15 protein-coding genes are annotated in these 18,696 nt (G+C 34.3%); 8 read left to right on the top strand and 7 right to left on the bottom strand.

What is annotated here, in order from left to right:
• Positions 1–9: 9 nt before the first annotated feature.
• Positions 10–858: a pantoate--beta-alanine ligase gene (gene panC / locus K7G76_RS01915; RefSeq protein ID WP_223032512.1), complete on the bottom strand. Its 849-nt coding sequence runs from the start codon at positions 856–858 to the stop codon at positions 10–12.
• A 108-nt stretch (positions 859–966) separates the two neighbouring features.
• On the opposite strand from panC, the gene K7G76_RS01910 reads away from it, so the two are divergent.
• From K7G76_RS01910 to glmS, 3 genes are read left to right on the top strand one after another with little or no spacing between them, the layout of a single operon-like run.
• On the top strand, positions 967–1,776 hold the full coding sequence (locus K7G76_RS01910) for a glycogen/starch synthase (protein ID WP_223032511.1): 810 nt from the start codon (positions 967–969) through the stop codon (positions 1,774–1,776).
• Between the two features lie 23 nt (positions 1,777–1,799).
• A complete protein-coding gene (locus K7G76_RS01905; RefSeq protein WP_223032510.1) occupies positions 1,800–3,389 on the top strand; it encodes a DUF4270 domain-containing protein in 1,590 nt (529 codons plus the stop codon).
• Positions 3,390–3,395: 6 nt separating this feature from the next.
• Positions 3,396–5,243, top strand: coding sequence for a glutamine--fructose-6-phosphate transaminase (isomerizing) (glmS, locus tag K7G76_RS01900; protein WP_223032509.1), 1,848 nt, complete (start codon positions 3,396–3,398; stop codon positions 5,241–5,243).
• Positions 5,244–5,250: 7 nt separating this feature from the next.
• On the opposite strand, the gene K7G76_RS01895 is transcribed toward glmS, so the two are convergent.
• The 3 genes from K7G76_RS01895 to K7G76_RS01885 are packed head-to-tail and all read right to left on the bottom strand — an operon-like array spanning position 5,251 to position 8,104.
• Positions 5,251–6,642, bottom strand: coding sequence for a sulfotransferase domain-containing protein (locus K7G76_RS01895; protein ID WP_223032508.1), 1,392 nt, complete (start codon positions 6,640–6,642; stop codon positions 5,251–5,253).
• Positions 6,642–6,785, bottom strand: a complete 144-nt coding sequence (locus K7G76_RS01890) for a hypothetical protein (RefSeq protein ID WP_223032507.1) — start codon at positions 6,783–6,785, stop codon at positions 6,642–6,644. Before K7G76_RS01890 ends, K7G76_RS01895 begins: the two co-directional genes overlap by 1 nt.
• Positions 6,782–8,104: an arylsulfotransferase family protein gene (locus tag K7G76_RS01885; RefSeq protein ID WP_223032506.1), complete on the bottom strand. Its 1,323-nt coding sequence runs from the start codon at positions 8,102–8,104 to the stop codon at positions 6,782–6,784. The genes K7G76_RS01890 and K7G76_RS01885 overlap by 4 nt, the downstream gene beginning before the upstream one ends.
• Positions 8,105–8,333: 229 nt before the next feature.
• On the opposite strand from K7G76_RS01885, the gene K7G76_RS01880 reads away from it, so the two are divergent.
• From K7G76_RS01880 to K7G76_RS01865, 4 genes are all read left to right on the top strand, one after another.
• Positions 8,334–11,087, top strand: coding sequence for a TonB-dependent receptor (locus tag K7G76_RS01880; RefSeq protein WP_223032505.1), 2,754 nt, complete (start codon positions 8,334–8,336; stop codon positions 11,085–11,087).
• Positions 11,088–11,091: 4 nt separating this feature from the next.
• Entirely contained in the window at positions 11,092–12,582 is a 1,491-nt protein-coding gene (locus K7G76_RS01875) for an SGNH/GDSL hydrolase family protein (RefSeq protein ID WP_255572897.1), read from the top strand.
• A gap of 169 nt (positions 12,583–12,751) precedes the next feature.
• Positions 12,752–14,260: a F0F1 ATP synthase subunit beta gene (gene atpD, locus K7G76_RS01870; RefSeq protein WP_223032504.1), complete on the top strand. Its 1,509-nt coding sequence runs from the start codon at positions 12,752–12,754 to the stop codon at positions 14,258–14,260.
• A gap of 53 nt (positions 14,261–14,313) precedes the next feature.
• Positions 14,314–14,607 carry a F0F1 ATP synthase subunit epsilon gene (locus K7G76_RS01865; RefSeq protein WP_223032503.1) on the top strand — a complete coding sequence of 98 codons (294 nt, stop codon included), beginning with the start codon at positions 14,314–14,316 and terminating at the stop codon, positions 14,605–14,607.
• 78 nt (positions 14,608–14,685) lie between these two features.
• On the opposite strand, the gene K7G76_RS01860 is transcribed toward K7G76_RS01865, so the two are convergent.
• The 3 genes from K7G76_RS01860 to K7G76_RS01850 are packed head-to-tail and all read right to left on the bottom strand — an operon-like array spanning position 14,686 to position 18,093.
• Positions 14,686–16,344, bottom strand: coding sequence for an MFS transporter (locus K7G76_RS01860; RefSeq protein ID WP_223032502.1), 1,659 nt, complete (start codon positions 16,342–16,344; stop codon positions 14,686–14,688).
• 55 nt (positions 16,345–16,399) lie between these two features.
• Positions 16,400–16,840 carry a LexA family protein gene (locus K7G76_RS01855; RefSeq protein ID WP_223032501.1) on the bottom strand — a complete coding sequence of 147 codons (441 nt, stop codon included), beginning with the start codon at positions 16,838–16,840 and terminating at the stop codon, positions 16,400–16,402.
• Positions 16,834–18,093 carry a Y-family DNA polymerase gene (locus K7G76_RS01850; protein WP_223032500.1) on the bottom strand — a complete coding sequence of 420 codons (1,260 nt, stop codon included), beginning with the start codon at positions 18,091–18,093 and terminating at the stop codon, positions 16,834–16,836. The genes K7G76_RS01855 and K7G76_RS01850 overlap by 7 nt, the downstream gene beginning before the upstream one ends.
• 59 nt (positions 18,094–18,152) lie before the next feature.
• Between K7G76_RS01850 and K7G76_RS01845 the strand changes: the two genes are divergently transcribed.
• Entirely contained in the window at positions 18,153–18,695 is a 543-nt protein-coding gene (locus tag K7G76_RS01845) for a hypothetical protein (protein WP_223032499.1), read from the top strand.
• Position 18,696 lies beyond the last annotated feature (1 nt).

Genomic DNA, 18,696 nt, shown 5'->3' with positions numbered 1-18,696 from the left:
CAAAGATAATTAATTTAATGCGATATTGTCTATAAGTCTAATATCATCTGCATATACAGCTATAAAAGCTCTGTATTGTTTTTTATGAGATTTTCTTATTACTGGTTTTAAGGTTGAAGTGTCTGCTATAATAAAATACTCTAATTGCAATAATGTATTGTTAGCAAACTGTTTTTCAACCCATTCCGTAACTTCTTTAGCACTTTTTGTGCCAAACTTTTTTTTGGCAGAATTTAAAATTCTGTAGATAAAAGGCGCTTCTTTTTTATGTTCTGGCTTAAGACGTTCGTTTCTAGAACTCATGGCCAGTCCATTAGATTCCCTATGTATTTTGCAACCATGCACGTTTACGGGTATGTTGTGTTTTTCAACAAGCTTTTTAATTATGGCTAGCTGTTGAAAATCCTTTTCTCCAAAATAAGCATTATCGGGCTTTATAATTTCAAATAATCGTTTTACTATAGTACCAACCCCGTCAAAGTGTCCTTCCCGGAACTTACCCTCCATTTCAAACTCCAATCCATCAAAAGAAAACTGTTCAGATTTGGTTTGGCCTTCATAAATATCTTCAACCGTTGGTGCATAAACCATAACTTCGTTTGAAACAGTTTCGAGAAGATTGATATCACGCTCTAAAGTTCTAGGGTAATTTTCTAAATCAGAGGCGTTATTAAACTGTGTAGGATTAACAAAAATACTTACCACAACTTGGTCGTTACTTTTTAATGCTTCTTTTACCAAACTTAAGTGGCCATCATGCAATGCTCCCATTGTCGGGACAAAACCAAGAGATTGATTCTTTTTCTTTAGAAAAGAAATTTCATTTTTAATTTTAGCTTTTTCTGTAAAAACCTTCACCTTTAATAAAAAATTAACGCGTGCAAACTTAATATTTTAAAGGCAATTAGCATAAATTTTTGTACTTTTGCGTGTTTTTTATTTTGAATCTTCAAAACAATAAAATATATGAAAGATAAGAGGATATTGTATGTATCATCTGAAGTAGTGCCTTATTTACCGGAAACCGAAATCTCATCCATGTCATTTGAAGCGCCTAGAATGGTTAATCAGCTTGGTGGTCAAATTCGAATTTTCATGCCAAGATATGGCAATATAAACGAGAGAAGACATCAACTACATGAAGTAATTAGACTATCAGGTATTAATTTGGTAATAAATGACCTAGATATGCCGCTGATAATAAAAGTTGCTTCAATTCCAAAAGAGCGTATTCAGGTATATTTTATTGATAACGACGAATATTTTAAAAGAAAAGCCACTTTAACAGACGAAGAAGGAAATTTATTCCCTGACAATGATGAACGAGCTATTTTCTTTGCTAAAGGCGTTATTGAAACTGTTAAAAAGTTAAACTGGTCTCCAGACATAATACATGTTCACGGTTGGCTAGCATCCTTATTGCCCCTGTATTTAAAACAGTTCTATAAAGACGAGCCTTTATTTAACGAAAGTAAAATAGTTACATCTATATACAATCAAAGCTTTGACGGTACGTTAAACAAAGATATGCAAGACAAGATAAAATTTGACAACATAGATAGCGAGGCTATTAAGGCTTTAGAAAAGCCTACCTATAACAATTTAATGAAAATTGCCATTGATCATTCTGATGCATTAATTATTGGTTCTGAAGAAATTCCAGAAGAGTTAACCACGCATTTAAAAGATTCTCAAAAACCAATTTTAAAATACAAATCAAAAGATGAGTTTAGTGAAGCTTATACCGAGTTTTACAATAATGAAGTTTTAGGATAAGCCTATTTCTTGAAAAAATAACTATGAAAAGATTTTTAAGCCCTTTAAAGTATATATCAGGTATTGTACTAATTATGTTTTTTGCCTGTGATGACGATTACGCAACTGTAGAAACAGATATTGAAGGAATCACGAATTTTGGCACTGATTCTATTAAGTTTCCTGTTGTTTCATTTAATAGAAAATTAGGCCCTGTTCAAACCAATAACCTATCGTCTAATTTAATGGGTATCTATAACGATCCTATTTATGGCAAAACAACAGGGAGTGTGGTAACTCAAATTGTGCCAACATCATTTGGCTTTAATTTTCCTGAAGATATAGCTGTAGACTCGGTAATTTTAACAATTCCGTATTACGCTAAAAATATTGGCACTGATGCCGAAGGCACCCCTTTGTATGAATTAGATTCGTTATTTGGTAATGAACCCGTAAAATTATCTATATATCAAAATAATTATTTCTTACGCGATTTTGACCCAGATAGTAATCTATCTGAAGCACAGAGATATTATTCTAATTCAAATCAAACAATCAATTTTGACAATTTTATTGGTGAAACACTATATCAAAAAGACGAATTTTTGCCAAACGACCAACAAGTTGTTATTAATGATGAAGAAACTATAGCGCCTAGTTTAAGAGTACATTTAAACAATGACAATGAATTTTGGGACAACTTATTTTTCTTCAATACTCCAGATGCAGGATCTCAACCCGAAATAAGCAATCAAAATAATTTTAAGGATTATTTTAGAGGCCTTTATTTTAAAGTCGAAGAAGCCATGGCGGGTAACGGCCATATGATGATGTTGAATTTTTCTCAAGGTAATGTAATTGTTTATTACAGTTGGGTAGTTGAAACTACTATAGATGAAAATGGTGACCCACTGGAAATAAAGGATGACAGCTTCTTAAGAATGAATTTCACTGGTAATCGTTTAAACATTCTTGAAAACGATCCAACCAATACTACTATAGCCGATGCAGATGCTAATGCGGACCCAATTGATGGCGATCAATCACTTTACATTAAAGGAGGCGAAGGTTCAATGGCAGTTATAGATTTATTTAATGGTACTGTTGAAGATCCAGAAACAGGGTCAGATGTTCCTGCTTTAGAATACTTTAAGAGCAAAAAGGATTCTTGGCTTATAAATGAGGCTAATCTTACACTTTATGTAGATCAAAATCAGGTAAACGGCGAAGAGCCTAATAGAATTATGTTAATAGATTTAGAGAATAACGTCCCAATAGTGGATTATTTTTTCGATGGATCAACAAACAATGCAAACCCTTCGCTGTCTAAAACTTTTTATTCAAGAACATTAGAGCGCGATGGTAATGATGAAGGTTTCAAATATAAATTTCGCTTAACTGAACACTTAAACAACATTTTGTTGCGCGATTCCACAAATGTAAAACTAGGAGTTTATGTTTCGACCAATGTTAATGAGATTCAACAAGCAACTGCTCTTGAATATGATGACACGGACACCCACTCTGGATCAGTGATGTCTCCTCGAGGTACTGTTCTTTATGGGTCAAATACTAATGTTCCAGATAACAAAAAAGTGAAATTCGAATTATATTACACTGAACCCGATAAATAATATCATATGTGTGGCATAGTAGGCTATATTGGTCATAGAGAAGCTTATCCAATTATTATAGAAGGTTTAAAGCGCCTTGAATATCGTGGATATGATAGTGCTGGTATTGCACTTTATGATGGTACAAACTTAAAAGTTTCTAAAACCAAAGGTAAGGTTGCCGATTTAGAGCAACGTGTCGCAGATGAAATCTCTACTAATGCTAATTTAGGTATTGGTCATACCCGTTGGGCTACACATGGTATTCCTAACGATTTAAATGCTCATCCTCACTATTCCAATTCCGGAAATCTGGTAATAATTCACAATGGTATCATTGAAAATTATGATTCCTTACGCAAAGAGCTAATTTCCAGAGGCTATACATTCAAGTCTGAAACAGATACTGAAGTTTTAATAAACTTAATCGAAGACGTAAAAATTAAAGAAGATGTCAAATTGGGCAAAGCTGTACAAATTGCATTAAACCAAGTTGTAGGTGCCTATTCTATCGCTGTATTTGACAAAACAAAACCTGGTGAAATTGTTATTGCACGTCTTGGCAGTCCTTTAGCGGTTGGTATTGGTGAAAATGAATTTTTTATAGCCAGCGATGCATCGCCTTTTATTGAGTACACTAAAAATGCGGTGTATCTTGAAGATGAAGAGATGGCGATTATCCGTGCAGGTAAAGATATAAAAATCAGGAAAATAAAAGATGATTCATTAGTAGATCCCTATGTTCAGGAATTACAAATGAACCTTGAGCAAATAGAAAAAGGTGGTTACGACCACTTTATGCTTAAGGAAATCTTTGAGCAACCTAACGCCATTAAAGATACTTATAGAGGGCGCTTACTGGCAAAAAAAGGCATTATAAAAATGTCTGGCGTAGATGATAATATTGAAAAGTTCCTTAACGCCAATCGTATAGTTATTGTTGCCTGTGGTACATCTTGGCATGCAGGTTTAGTGGCCGAATATATATTTGAAGATTTAGCAAGAATTCCGGTTGAAGTTGAATATGCTTCAGAGTTTAGATATCGCAATCCTGTTATTACAAATAAAGATGTAGTGATAGCCATTTCTCAATCTGGTGAGACTGCAGATACTTTAGCTGCCATTAAACTAGCAAAAGCCAATGGTGCTTTTGTGTTTGGAGTATGTAATGTTGTAGGATCTTCTATCGCTAGAGAGACCAATGCTGGTGCCTATACTCATGCTGGGCCTGAAATTGGTGTTGCCTCTACAAAAGCCTTTACAACACAAATAACTGTGCTTTCATTAATTGCCTTAAAACTCGCTAAAGCAAAAGGTGCTATTTCAAATTCTGATTACCGCTATCACTTACAAGAATTAGAACTTATTCCAGAAAAAGTAACAAAAGCTTTAACTTCTGACACACACATTAAAGCTGTTGCCGACACTTATAAAGAGGCTCGCAATTGTTTGTATTTAGGTAGAGGATATAATTTTCCTGTCGCATTAGAAGGCGCCTTAAAGCTTAAGGAAATATCATACATCCACGCCGAAGGATACCCTGCTGCCGAAATGAAACATGGCCCTATTGCACTTATAGACGAACAAATGCCAGTAATTGTAATTGCAACCAAAAAAGGACATTATGACAAAGTAGTAAGTAATATTCAAGAAATTAAATCCAGAAAAGGAAAAATTATTGGAATTGTTACTGAAGGTGATACCCATGTTAAAGAATTAGCCGATCATGTTATTGAAGTGCCGGAAACGCTAGAACCACTTTCGCCTCTATTAACTACTATACCTTTACAGCTATTATCATATCATATTGCGGTTATGCTAGGTAAAAATGTTGACCAACCTCGAAATTTAGCCAAATCGGTTACTGTAGAATAGACTCCTGTTATTTAAAAACGACCTTTTTATATTTTAGTTTATCATAAACAGTATTAACGGCTTCCAATAATTGTTTGTCACACCCAGATGTATCAATTTCTCGATGGTTTGAAAACGGTATGAGATGAGAATAATCTAAAGACATGTTCATTTCATTTCCAACAAACTCCATTACTTTTTGGGGTTCATTTAGGTAATCTGAATATTCAATAAGCATATAGTTCTCATCTTCCATATTCAATAAATAATCGTAATAATTTAGCCAAATCGCTAACCAATAGTTTAGAGTAGATTTATCGCAAGCAATCGTCACATCTTTATCAGAAAATTTAAATACTTTTTGATTGTTTCCAAATTCATGATGGCCTAACCAATCCAAATAGGTTTGCATAAATTCATCATCTGTTTGGAATTCAGAAAACCGTTTATGCTGATTTAACAAAGAATATGCATGTACTTCCGGTTTCCTAAACAGAAAAACAACTTTAAATGACTCATTAAACTTACGTAACGATTCATACCTTAAAATAAGGTTGTTGTTTTTTGATAAATACGTTGAGGTATTGTTTTGCCTTACCAAAGCTTGATATTTCATATAATTATCATAAACTTCTTCGGTAATCTCGTGTTTATTTAAATGGTTTTTGGAAATAAAATAATCGTTTAAAAATACTTTGAAAAAATATTCCTCAAGTGCTTCAATAGTATTTAAACCAAAAAGCATTTTATCGCCATGCTTTCGCTCTTTTAGTTTTGCCTTTTTGGGGTTATACATCTTTTTCCAAAGATTAGGCGCTAACAATAATGGCATATTGGAATAATCTAACGAACTAAAATCACCAGCTTTGAATAATTGGTCGGTTAGGCTAGTGGTTCCTGCCCGGGCCAGACCAGAAATAATTAAAAAGGTTTCTTTTTTTTCTGAGATCTTTTCTTTTTTAAATCTACTGTCAAACGAAAACAGTAGTCTGCCTATGTTGTAATTATTTAAAATAAGCTTGTGAAACAAAATTGAAGCTTCAGAATAATCTTCAGAAGGCTTTTTCCTTTTAATTAAAAATGGGATAATACTCCCTAAGGACATACTTACAAAAAACCAAATTGACGAAGTGTCTAAACTTTGAAACTCAACATTTCCTAAAAGTATGTAAAAATAAACAGGCAAGCATGTTGTAAGAGCTATAACAGCCAAAAGACCTATGTTTTTGCCTAAATCCAATAACATATTCTTCAATGCTTTAATTAACTTTTTTTGCTTAACAAGTTCGTCTTCTTTAGACAAAACTGCATTAGACAAGCTTAGTGTTGTCTCTAAAGCTGCAAAAAAATGTTTGCGAAAATAGATTAACAGGCCAATAAAAATAAATCCTGAAAGACCTACTAATAAATAATAAACCATTACTGTTTTTTGAATAGTTTACGAAAAAAGCGTTTAATAGGAATCCATAAAACTACACCAAAGGCAAAAATAACCAGTAGGGCAATAAATAAAATAATTAGTAAAGTACCAATACCAATTCCAGGACCAATATACAATGTCATAACTTATAGTTTAAGGCTTCCAACTCGTTATCCAAATAAGTTGTTGTCCAATTAGGCAAATAATGATACCCATTAATGTTACTCTCAAGAGTTGTTTTTAAAACCACACCCTTTTCATTTAAAACCCAAAGAATCCCTGACCCTTGCTCTTCAAAAAACAAATCACCATTAGGCAATATACGGTATAGACCTTCGGCATCTGTAAAAATACTATGTTCTTTAAACGGTTCTTCATAAAGCGGCGTATAGGTATCTTCATCAAAGTTATAAATAAGTACATTTGAATGGTTTATTTTTCGGTCAACCGTTTGATTTGTAGGTTTAAACTCTATTTCCTTTTGTATTATTTGAGTTGCAATTGTATTATTATTTAAAATTGCTATTGAGTTGGGTGAAATTATGTCAACATCATGCTGAAATAAAAAAGGGCCTTCAAAAATTTTAATTACTTTGTTTACTTTGGGTCGATACTGAATTATTAATGAAGGGCTTCTAAAACTCAAAAACAAATCGCCTTCTTCAAAATATAAAGATGAAAACAATGCTGGTTGAATATCGTTTAAATGAAATGGATCATTAGTATAAGGACTTTTATTGATTAGGTATTCTAACTTGTTTTCGGTAAAAATTTCAGTTAGCGATTTATGATATAGGGTTTTACCAGTTTCTGCATCTACTTGAACAATAAGATCATCTCTATAATCTGTTTCCATTCCATCTAAAGACACTTTTCTTGGTACTAGCTTTCCCTTATCATGATTTGCTCCTGGTATCCAAATATGACCTAGCGAATCGGTATTCATGGCGTGATGATAAATAAAATCGCCATTAAACCATTTTTCTTTAGATGAAGCATCAACCCGAAAAAGCCCGGGTCTTTCATTACAGGAAACAATTACATCTTTATTGTCCATAAGCATCGCAGGATATAATCTGTCGTTTTCATCAACACTATATCTGCTAGATAATCTGTCTTCGGGAATTATCCATTCATACTTTATTGTATTATCTTTAAAGTTCTTTAACTGGATTTTATATTCGTTTCCATTTCTAAAAGAATACAAACCATATAAATTATAACCCAAATTGTTTATGCCTTCACGATCCTCTTCTTTGGTTTTTATATAATAATCTGGAGCATTAACTATATACTCATAGGTTCTTTTCATATTAGAAATGCCTTCAGAAAACGATTTTATTGGAGTGGTTAATGGTCCCATACTAGTTCCTCCCAATGTTACATTTCTTATTACACCACTCCAGATCATGAGAAAGAATAAAGCTATTATAAACAATGCTATTTTTCTTATTGTTTTCATACGAGTTTAAATTAATTTGAATCTCCTTATTTAACAAATCTAAAATAAAAATAAACATTTGTATGATTAATAAAAGATGTTTTACAGTCTAATAATTTTATCAAATAACCATTTTTCGTTATATTTTTTAGACAATTAATATTATGCATGCATAATTTTTATAAATAATTTATTCTGTTTTGGAAGAATTATTTATATTGCTCAAGTAATAATTAACTAAATCTTAAACATGAGATCAATTCTTTCAATTTTATTGTTGTTTTGTGGCGCCATTACTTTTGCTCAAACAACAATTTCAGGAACAGTTGTGGATGACAATGAACAGCCCGTTCCAGGTGCTAATGTAATAGTAGTTGGTACAGCTACCGGAACAATTACTGATTTTGATGGTGGCTTTTCCCTCACTGTAAATCAAGACCCTCCTTTTTCAGTTCAAGCTAGTAATATTGGCTTTGAATCTGGAACTGTTGAAGTAACTTCTAATAATCAAGAGATTCGTATTGTACTTAAAGAAGGTACATCTTTGGATGAAGTCGTTATTTCAGCATCCAGAACACCAGAGCGTATCTTTGAATCTCCGGTAACCGTAGAACGTTTTGGACTTAAAGAAATAAAGAATACCGCATCGGCCGATTTCTATGGTGGATTAGAAAATTTAAAAGGTGTAGATATAAACACAAATAGTTTAACATTTAAATCTATAAACACAAGAGGTTTTGCTACATTTTCAAATAACCGTTTCATGCAGTTGGTTGATGGTATGGATAATTCAACTCCTGCTTTAAACTTCCCTATTGGAAATTTGGTTGGAATGGTTGAAACCGATGTACAAAGTGTCGAACTCCTTCCAGGTGCTGCATCTGCTTTGTATGGTGCAAATGCCTTTAATGGTATTTTATTTATGAGGAGTAAAAATCCATTTGATTTTGAAGGAATTAGCGGTTATATTAAACAAGGAATAACATCGCAAGATGCGGGTGGAGATAATAGCTATACCGATGTTGGTATTAGATTGGCACATAAATTCACCGATCATTTTGCGGCAAAAGTAAATTTTGGTTGGTTAAGTGGTACCGATTGGGTTGCTAATAATATTGATGGAAAACCAGGAACAGGAGCTACTCGAGCTAGTTTAGGTTATGATGGCTATAATATTTATGGTGATGAAGTTGCAACTAATATTAGAGCTGCTTCAGGTGGTTTAGGAATTATTCCCGATGTGACAGTAAGTAGAACGGGATATAGTGAAAGTGACTTAACCGACTATAACGCAGAAAGTGTTAAAGCTGATTGGGGGTTATATTTTAGACCTTGGGCTGATGATTTGGAAATAGCTTATGTTGGAAAGATTGGAACGGGATCTACAATTTATCAAGGTTCTAACCGCTATTATATTAATGGGTTTACACAACAGCAGCATAAAATTGAAGTAAGGAATAACAACTTCTTTGTAAGAGGATATGTTGTAGCTGATAAAGCTGGAGACTCTTACGACATGACAGTTACTGGTATTCAAATTAACCGAGCTTGGAAAAGTGATGAAGATTGGTTTGGTGACTATATCCAAACTTTTGCCGCAGCGACTTTAGGTGGTGCCACTGAAGATCAGGCTCATGCAGCTGCAAGAGCAGCAGCTGAATCTGGCAGGTATCTACCTGGAACTCCTGAATTTCAAAGAGCTTTCAATCGTAGTATAAATGACCCGGAATTAGCTACAGGATCTAAATTTCAAGATGCGTCAAAATATTACCATGCTGATGCTAACTACAACTTTAGTCATTTAACTGATTTTGCTGAAATTCAAGTTGGTGGTTCATACAGACGATATAGCTTAAACTCATCAGGAACGATTTATACTGACACTGATGGAGCTATCAATTATTCCGAATACGGTGTATATACCCAAATTCAAAAGGACTTTGAATTATCTGAAAGTTTGGATTTAAAACTAACTGGATCTGTTCGTTATGATAAATCAGAATTGTTTGATGGTTTTGTATCTCCTAGGATTGCAGCTGGTTTTACGGTTAATGACAATCATAATATTCGTGGATCCTTTCAAACTGGGTTTAGAAACCCAACAACACAGGATTTATTTATTGGTTTAGATGCCGGTCCTTATGTGTTAATTGGTTCTGCTGAAGACAATTTAGACCGATATGTTAGATCGTACAGTGTAAACAACCCTTCTCAACCTAATACTATTAGTCAGTCTGCTGGAAGCGCATATACTAATTCATATTCAAAGGCATCTGTAGAAGCCTATTTAGCTAGTGGTAATACGCCGGGATCGAGAGATGCTAGTTTATTACAAATTGGTAATTCTGAATTGGTTAAACCAGAACAGGTTACTTCGTTTGAAGTTGGTTACCGTGGGAAATTAAATCGCTTAATTGTTGACGCTAGTGTTTATTATAACTCTTATAAGAATTTTATCTCTAATGAAAGTGTTATTGCTCCATTATATGGACAAGTTGGGGATAACTCTTTATCTGTAAACGCCATTAATTTTGATGATACTCAAGAATATCAAACCTATACCAATTCAGATGCTAATGTAAATTCTTATGGTGGATCTATTGGGCTTACAACTAAAGTGTTAGGTGATTTTGATTTAGGTGCTAATTACACCTTTGCCAAACAAGATTTTGATCAAGCTTCAGATCCCGATTTTAGAACAAGCTTTAATACTCCTGAACACAAAGTAAAAGTATCATTTGGCAACACTAACGTATTTAAAAATTTTGGGTTCAATGCCGCATGGAGATGGAGTGACACATATTTCTGGCAAGCTACATTTGGAGACGGTCAAGTTCCTTCATACAATACATTTGATGCTCAGTTAAGTTATACTATTCCTAAATTAAAATCAGTAATTAAGGTTGGAGGAACAAACCTTTTGGGAGATGATTACTTCACTGCAATTGGTACAGGATATATTGGATCTATGTATTATGCGTCTATTGTAATAAACAATTTATAAGAACATGAAAAAGATAATTATGAATACAAAATATTTATGGCTATTACTAATAGCCCTAGGGCTTACTACAGCTTGTAGTAATGATGATGATTCATCAAATGGATCAGCTCCACTACCTCCATTAACTTCTGGAGAGGCCAATTTTTCAACCTATGTTTCTTTAGGAAATTCATTGACTTCTGGATTTTCAGATGGCACAGTTTTTTTAGCTGCACAACAAAATTCTTTTCCTAAAATTTTATCAGAACAGTTTTCTTTAGTTGGCGGTGGTAATTTTACACAACCACTTGTAAATGATAATTTTGGTGGTTTAGCTTTAGCTGGAAATAGAATTGCTAACCCAAGATTAGTAACTATTGGTGGTGGTCCTTTACCACTTGAGGCAGTTATAGGTGCCGTTACAGTAACTACAGATATAGCTTTAAATAATCCAGTAGGTCCTTTTAATAATATGGGTGTACCCGGAGCAAGAAGTTTTCATTTATTAGCCCCAGGTTATGGTAATATTGCTAATTTCCCTGCAGCTGCAAACCCCTATTTTATTAGAATGACAGGCACTACACCAGATGCAAGTGTGTTGGAACTTTCAATGGCTCAAGCACCTACATTCTTCTCGCTATGGATAGGCAATAATGATGTATTAGGCTATGCTACAACGGGCGGAGATGGAACAAGTCCAATAACAGACCAACCAACTTTTGATTTTGCAATATCTACTTTAATTTCAACTTTAACATCACAAGGTGCAAAAGGTGTTGTTGCCAACATACCTTATGTAACAGATATTGCTCATTTTACTACAGTACCGCATAACCCAGTTCCTTTAGATGCTGCAACGGCAGGAGCTGTTAATCAAGCATACGCACAATACAATGGTGGTTTACAATTGGCTTTAGGAGGTGGTTTTATTACTGCTGATGAAGCTGCCGCAAGAACTATAATGTTTGAAGAGTCTGAAACTAACGCAGTTGTTATTGAAGATGAAAGCTTGACAGATTTGTCTGCTTTAGGATTGCCTAGTATCAGACAAGCAACTGCTGATGATTTATTTGTTTTGCCTGCGGCCTCTTTTATAGGTACAGAAGCTGTTCCAGGAAATCCTTTAACTGTAAATGGTGTTGCTGTTCCTTTAGCAGATAAATGGGTATTATTGCCTAGTGAACAAGATGAAATTAGAGCTGCTGTAGATAGTTTTAATGCAACAATACAAGCCGCTGTAAACCAAGCAGGTTTAGCTTTTGTAGATGCAAATGCTTTATTGTCTGAATTAAACAGTACCGGTATTGCTTCTGGGAGTTTTATTTTAACTTCTGAGCTTGTTACAGGAGGTATGTTTTCTCTTGACGGTGTACACTTAACATCAAGGGGTTACGCTGTTGCTGCAAATGAATTCATGAAAGCAATAGATGCCACTTATGGCTCAAACTTTGAAGCCTCTGGTAATTTAGTTGATGTTGGTCAATACCCAACAAATTACTCGCCTACGCTTCAATAAATTAGACTGAAAAATAAAATTAAAATGCCTTCTTTTAGAGGGCATTTTTTTATGTCTAAAAAAGCCTAAAAAATTCATGTGGTTTTTAAATTAAAATAATATCTTTGCAGCGCGAAAAACGAGGTGTTTTTTCGGATTAAAAATTTAGCAAAATAAAAACAGATAAGTAATGTCAAAAGTTACAGGTAAAGTTGCACAAATAGTAGGTCCAGTAATCGACGTAGAATTCGGTACGGATGCTGAACTTCCAAAAATTTACGATTCATTAGAAATTAAAAGACCTGATGGTTCTATTTTAGTACTTGAAGTACAATCTCACATTGGTGAAGATACCGTACGTACTATTGCTATGGACTCTTCAGACGGTTTAAGTAGAGGAACAGAAGTTGTTGCTACTGGCGCACCTATTCAAATGCCAATTGGAGAAGATGTTTATGGGCGTTTATTTAACGTAATTGGAGATGCCATTGATGGTATTGGTGATTTACCTAAAGCTGGTGATGCTGGTTTACCAATTCACAGAGAAGCACCAAAATTTGAAGACTTATCAACTTCTACAGAAGTTTTATTTACAGGTATTAAAGTAATCGATTTAATTGAGCCTTATGCAAAAGGTGGTAAAATTGGATTATTTGGTGGTGCCGGTGTAGGTAAAACAGTTTTGATTCAGGAGTTAATTAATAATATAGCAAAAGGTCACGGTGGTTTATCAGTATTCGCTGGTGTAGGTGAAAGAACACGTGAAGGAAATGACCTTTTAAGAGAGATGTTAGAATCTGGAATTATCCGTTATGGTGATGATTTTATGCACTCTATGGAAGAAGGTGGATGGGATTTATCTAAAGTGGACAAATCTAAAATGAAAGAATCGAAAGCAACTTTCGTATTTGGACAAATGAATGAGCCTCCTGGAGCACGTGCTCGTGTTGCCCTTTCTGGTTTAACAATTGCTGAATATTTTCGTGACGGTGCTGGAGATGGCCAAGGAAAAGATGTATTATTCTTCGTAGATAACATTTTCCGCTTTACACAAGCTGGTTCAGAGGTATCTGCATTATTAGGTCGTATGCCTTCTGCGGTAGGTTACCAACCAACATTAGCAACAGAGATGGGTGCGATGCAAGAGCGTATTACATCAACTAAAAGAGGTTCTATTACATCTGTACAAGCAGTTTACGTACCTGCGGATGATTTAACGGATCCTGCTCCTGCCACAACCTTTGCCCACTTGGATGCAACAACAGTATTATCGCGTAAAATTGCTGAGCTTGGTATTTATCCTGCGGTAGATCCATTAGATTCTACTTCAAGAATCTTAACGGCTGATATTTTAGGAAACGAACACTACGATTGTGCACAACGTGTAAAAGAGTTATTACAACGTTATAAAGAATTACAAGATATTATTGCCATTCTTGGTATGGAAGAATTATCTGAAGAAGATAAATTGGCTGTAGGTAGAGCAAGACGTGTACAACGTTTCCTATCACAACCTTTCCATGTTGCTGAACAATTTACAGGTATACCAGGTGTATTAGTTGATATTAAAGAAACTATTAAAGGATTTAACATGATTATGGATGGTGAATTAGACCACTTGCCAGAAGCAGCGTTTAACCTTAAAGGTACTATTGAAGAGGCTATTGAAGCTGGAGAGAAAATGTTAGCTGAAGCTTAAAATTATTATGCTTTCATTTACAGAAAGTTTACCAAATAAATTTTAAAAGAAAGATGTATTTAGAAATTGTATCACCAGAAGCGACAATATTTAGTTCTCAAGTAGATGCCATTATTGTGCCTGGAGTTAATGGTGAATTTGAAATGTTGAAAGACCATGCTCCTGTAGTATCTTTATTAAATGAAGGGACAGTAAAAATAAGAGTACATACACAAACCCATTTAGATTATGATGAGCTACATCCAGAAATGGAGCCTCATATGATGGATAACAAGGTTTTAACTTTTAAAATAAAGTCAGGGACTTTAGAAATGAAAGACAATAAAGCTATTATTTTAGCTGATTAAATTTCATAATACTACAAAAAATAAAAAACGCCTAATTTTTTAAATTAGGCGTTTTTATATTAAATAATAAATTCAACACTAGGCTACTTGGTTTTTCAAGATACCCTGAACGCGTTGTGCAAAGAATACCAAGTACAAGAAACATACTACCGCAACCCAATATGATGGGTGTATACCAATAACATCTGCCAACTTTCCTTGTATAGGTGGAATAATAGCACCTCCTAAAATCATCATGATCAAAAAGGAAGATCCTTGCGATGTGTATTTCCCTAATCCTTGAATACTTAAAGCGAAAATACAAGGCCACATAATTGAACAGAAGAGTCCGCCACTAATAAAAGCGAACAAGGCCAGTTTTCCTGTAGTAAACAAACCAATCAACATAGCTAAAACACCTAGAAAGCCAAATATTTTTAAAGTTAATGCAGGTTTTTCCTTTCCTAAGAAGAAGCCTCCAATTTGAATAGCAATACAAATAGCAAACAAAAACAAACTACTAACATCAAATCCTGAAATATAATTCACAAATAATACCACTCCAAAAGCAACATAAGGCACAATAATATATAGCCATGTTTTCCATTTGTCAGCTGGATTAAAAACAGCAATTGCTCCTGCCCATCGCCCTATCATCAGTCCTCCCCAATACAATGAAATTAACGGTGTTATTTGAGAGTCACTCATAGCTGGCAGCCCCAAAGCATTATAGTCAACATTATTAATGGTTTCTGTTACATGTTTTAACAATTCCCCTAAATTACTTTGGATAGTTACTTCAACACCTACATAGGTAAAAATAGCTAGCATACCTAAAACCAGTTGTGGATAGCGCATAGCTCCCCAACCGTCTTGGTTCTTTTTGGCTAACATATTAGATATCAACAAAATACCAACAACTACAACCAATCCAACAATAGATAATTTCAAAATAAAATTATTGTCAGGAGTTCCTTTATACTGATCGAAAATCAAATAAAAACAAATAACCAAAAATATTGTCATGATACTCAAAGACCCAACAGCCTTTGGCGCTTTAATAATCTCTGGATTGGCTTTAGCCTGTGGTAGTTTTTTCGAAAAATAAAACAATGCTGCCGCTGCCAAAAACAGCCCTCCTACTGCTAAATATAAATACTGAACCGTTGACAAGGTAATCGTTTGATTAGCTATCATTTCCCTTAATTCATCGGGAGACTTAGGTGTAGATCCAAATAATATTAATGCTATGACTATAGGTCCTATCATCGTTCCAAATGAATTCACACCTCCTGCCAAATTCAACCGATTCGCACCTTTATCTGGGTCACCCAGTGCGATGGCGAATGGATTAGCAGCTGTTTGTTGGAGTGAAAATCCAAGACCAACAATAAATAAGGCACCTAGTACATAATAAAAAACATTAGATTCACCTGGTTGAGCACCTTCTATGGCTGGAAACATCACTACAGCTCCTAAAGCACTCAAAATCAAACCATAAATAATCCCGTTTTTATAGCCCCAACTGTTCATAATATCTTTCCCTTTGGCATTAGATAGCACAAATAATAATAGTGCTCCCACATAATAAGCGCCATAAAATGCAAACTCTACCAGTTGTGACTGGAATTGATCAATTTCAAAATAGGTTTTGCAAAATGGAATAAAAACACCATTAGATGCGGCAATAAAGCCCCAAAAGAAAAACACTGTAACCAAAGTGTACAGTGCTTGTTTATAGTTTTTTTGTTCAGTCATTGTTCTAGTTAGTTAATTTAATGACCGTAAGATAATATTTTTTAGTTACTCTTTACTATACCTTTTTTATCACATTGGTAACAATCCCCCAAATAACAAACTCATTGTCTTCGGTAATTTTTATGGGCCTGTAATTCGCATTTTCGGGCTGTAACCATACACCATCGTTCTCTACGCGCAATCGCTTTACGGTAAACTCACCATCCAAAAAACATACGGCTATTTTATTGTGTTCAGGTTCTAAACTTCTATCAATCACCAATAAGTCATTATCATCCAACCCTGCGTCTATCATACTTTGCCCTGAAACTCGCGCATAGAAAGTTGAGAGTTTATTTTTAACCAACATCTCATCTAATGACAAGCGTTCTTCCTTAAAATCTTCAGCAGGAGATGGAAATCCAGCCGATATTCCTGAATCAACAAAAAGTGCTCCAGAGTCTTCTAAAAACTCTGGAATGAAAAAGGTCAGTTTTTGGGGTTCTTTTGTTAGCATTTTACTTTAATTATGTCATTTATATTGGTTGTATATCTTGGAGACAATCGTTCTTGTCGCATTTTCCATGTACGTTCTAAATCTTGATTCCCCAATTTTATTTTGTCTGCATGATATTTCTTGTTTATACGGTCTATTGCAGACATTAATGGCTTATGCTTGGGGTTTTCGCTTTCAAACATATCCAATTGATAATTATCTCTTGGAACAATTCCTGCCACGATAACACCAGCGCGTTTGTACTTAATTCCTGCTTTAAAAGCAGCATTAACGGCTTTTACTGCTTCAGTACTTATAGTCAATGACGAATCGGTTGGGTAAGGTAAACTAATATGTTTACTGGCTCGATGTTGTTCTAAATCCTTTTTATACCTATCACTACTTAAGGTTACAATAATCATGTGGCAATAGGATTCTTGTTTACGTAACTTTTCGGCACAACTGGTTGCAAAGGTTGAAACCCGTTCTTTTATATAATTAATGTCATCATAGGTGTAATCAAAACTTCTGGTTGTTGCAATGGCACGTTTATTTTTAGGTTCATCTAACAATATTTTAGCATTGCCTTCCAAATCCTTTTTGAGTTTCCATTCGGTTATAGAAAACGTTTTTCTTACCCAGTCATCAGAAAGCTGCGTAAAATCATAGGCTGTTTTACAACCTTTGGCTTTTAGCCGTTTTGCCAAGCGATAGCCAATGCCCCAAACCGCATCTATTTTTATCCATTTTAAAGCTTTTATACGGCTTTCTTCAGAATTTATAACATACACACCTCTGGTTTCATTGGGGAATTTTCTGGCGATCTTATTGGCCACTTTGCTCAACGCTTTTGTTGGGGCAATACCCACACAGGTTGGGATGCCTGTCCATTTTAGAATCCGCTTTCGTATTTGATTTCCATAGTCATTAAAATCATAATTATCAAACCCCTTAAATTGTAAAAAAGCCTCATCTATGCTGTACACCTCAACATCAGGTGTGAATTGGTGAAGTATGCCCATAACACGGGAGCTCATGTCCCCATACAAGGGATAATTAGAAGACAACACCTGAATATTATTAGCTTTACAAAAGCCATCCCATTTAAAAATAGGTGCGCCAAATGGCAATTCAATAGCTTTAGCTTCATCACTCATGGAAATAACACAACCGTCATTATTGCTTAAAATAGCAACTGGTTTCCCTTGCAAATTGGGGTTAAAAACCCGTTCACAAGAGGCATAAAAGTTATTACAATCGACTAGAGCATACATGTGTATAAAGATAAAACAAAACGGTTTTAAATAGTATGTGATTATTTATATTTGTTTCAATGTCAAATAAATTAACTTACATAGAAAGACAAAACTCTTTACCCTTTCGCATTGCTGCTGCTTTGTTATATACTGTAGCTATAGGGCTAGTTATTCATTTTATTTTAACCATGGATTTTTCATTAAAAAAAAGACACTTCTATGCGCACTTTGATTATCTGCAGCTCATTTTTTTATGTTTATTTTTGGCTATCTACTTTTCCTATACAATCAATTGTCATTTCGATTTTGAAAAAAAGCGTTTTAAAAGAGAATATACCGTCGGTGTATTCAAGTACGGAAAGTGGAAGCCCATGCCTAAATTTGACTATGTTTCACTTTATGCAGTAAACGCAAGTACTTTTCAAGTAAACTTATGGAATAATAAAAACAAACATTGGGATTTATACGAAGAGTTTAACCTTAAAGATGCTTTTAGAATCGCCTTTGAATTATCCGAAGAATTAAAACTTCCTTTATTAGACTCTACCATTCCTAATAATTTCCAATGGGTGGATAAAGTAGCTACTAAAGATTCTGGTAAAATTGTTTACAAGGATTAAC

Origin of the sequence: Hanstruepera marina (assembly GCF_019880635.1) — a bacterium.
In the GTDB taxonomy this organism is placed as follows: Bacteria; Bacteroidota; Bacteroidia; order Flavobacteriales; family Flavobacteriaceae; genus Hanstruepera; species Hanstruepera marina.
Note: the sequence above shows the minus strand (reverse complement) of the source record. Positions and strands in the feature narration are given on the sequence as shown.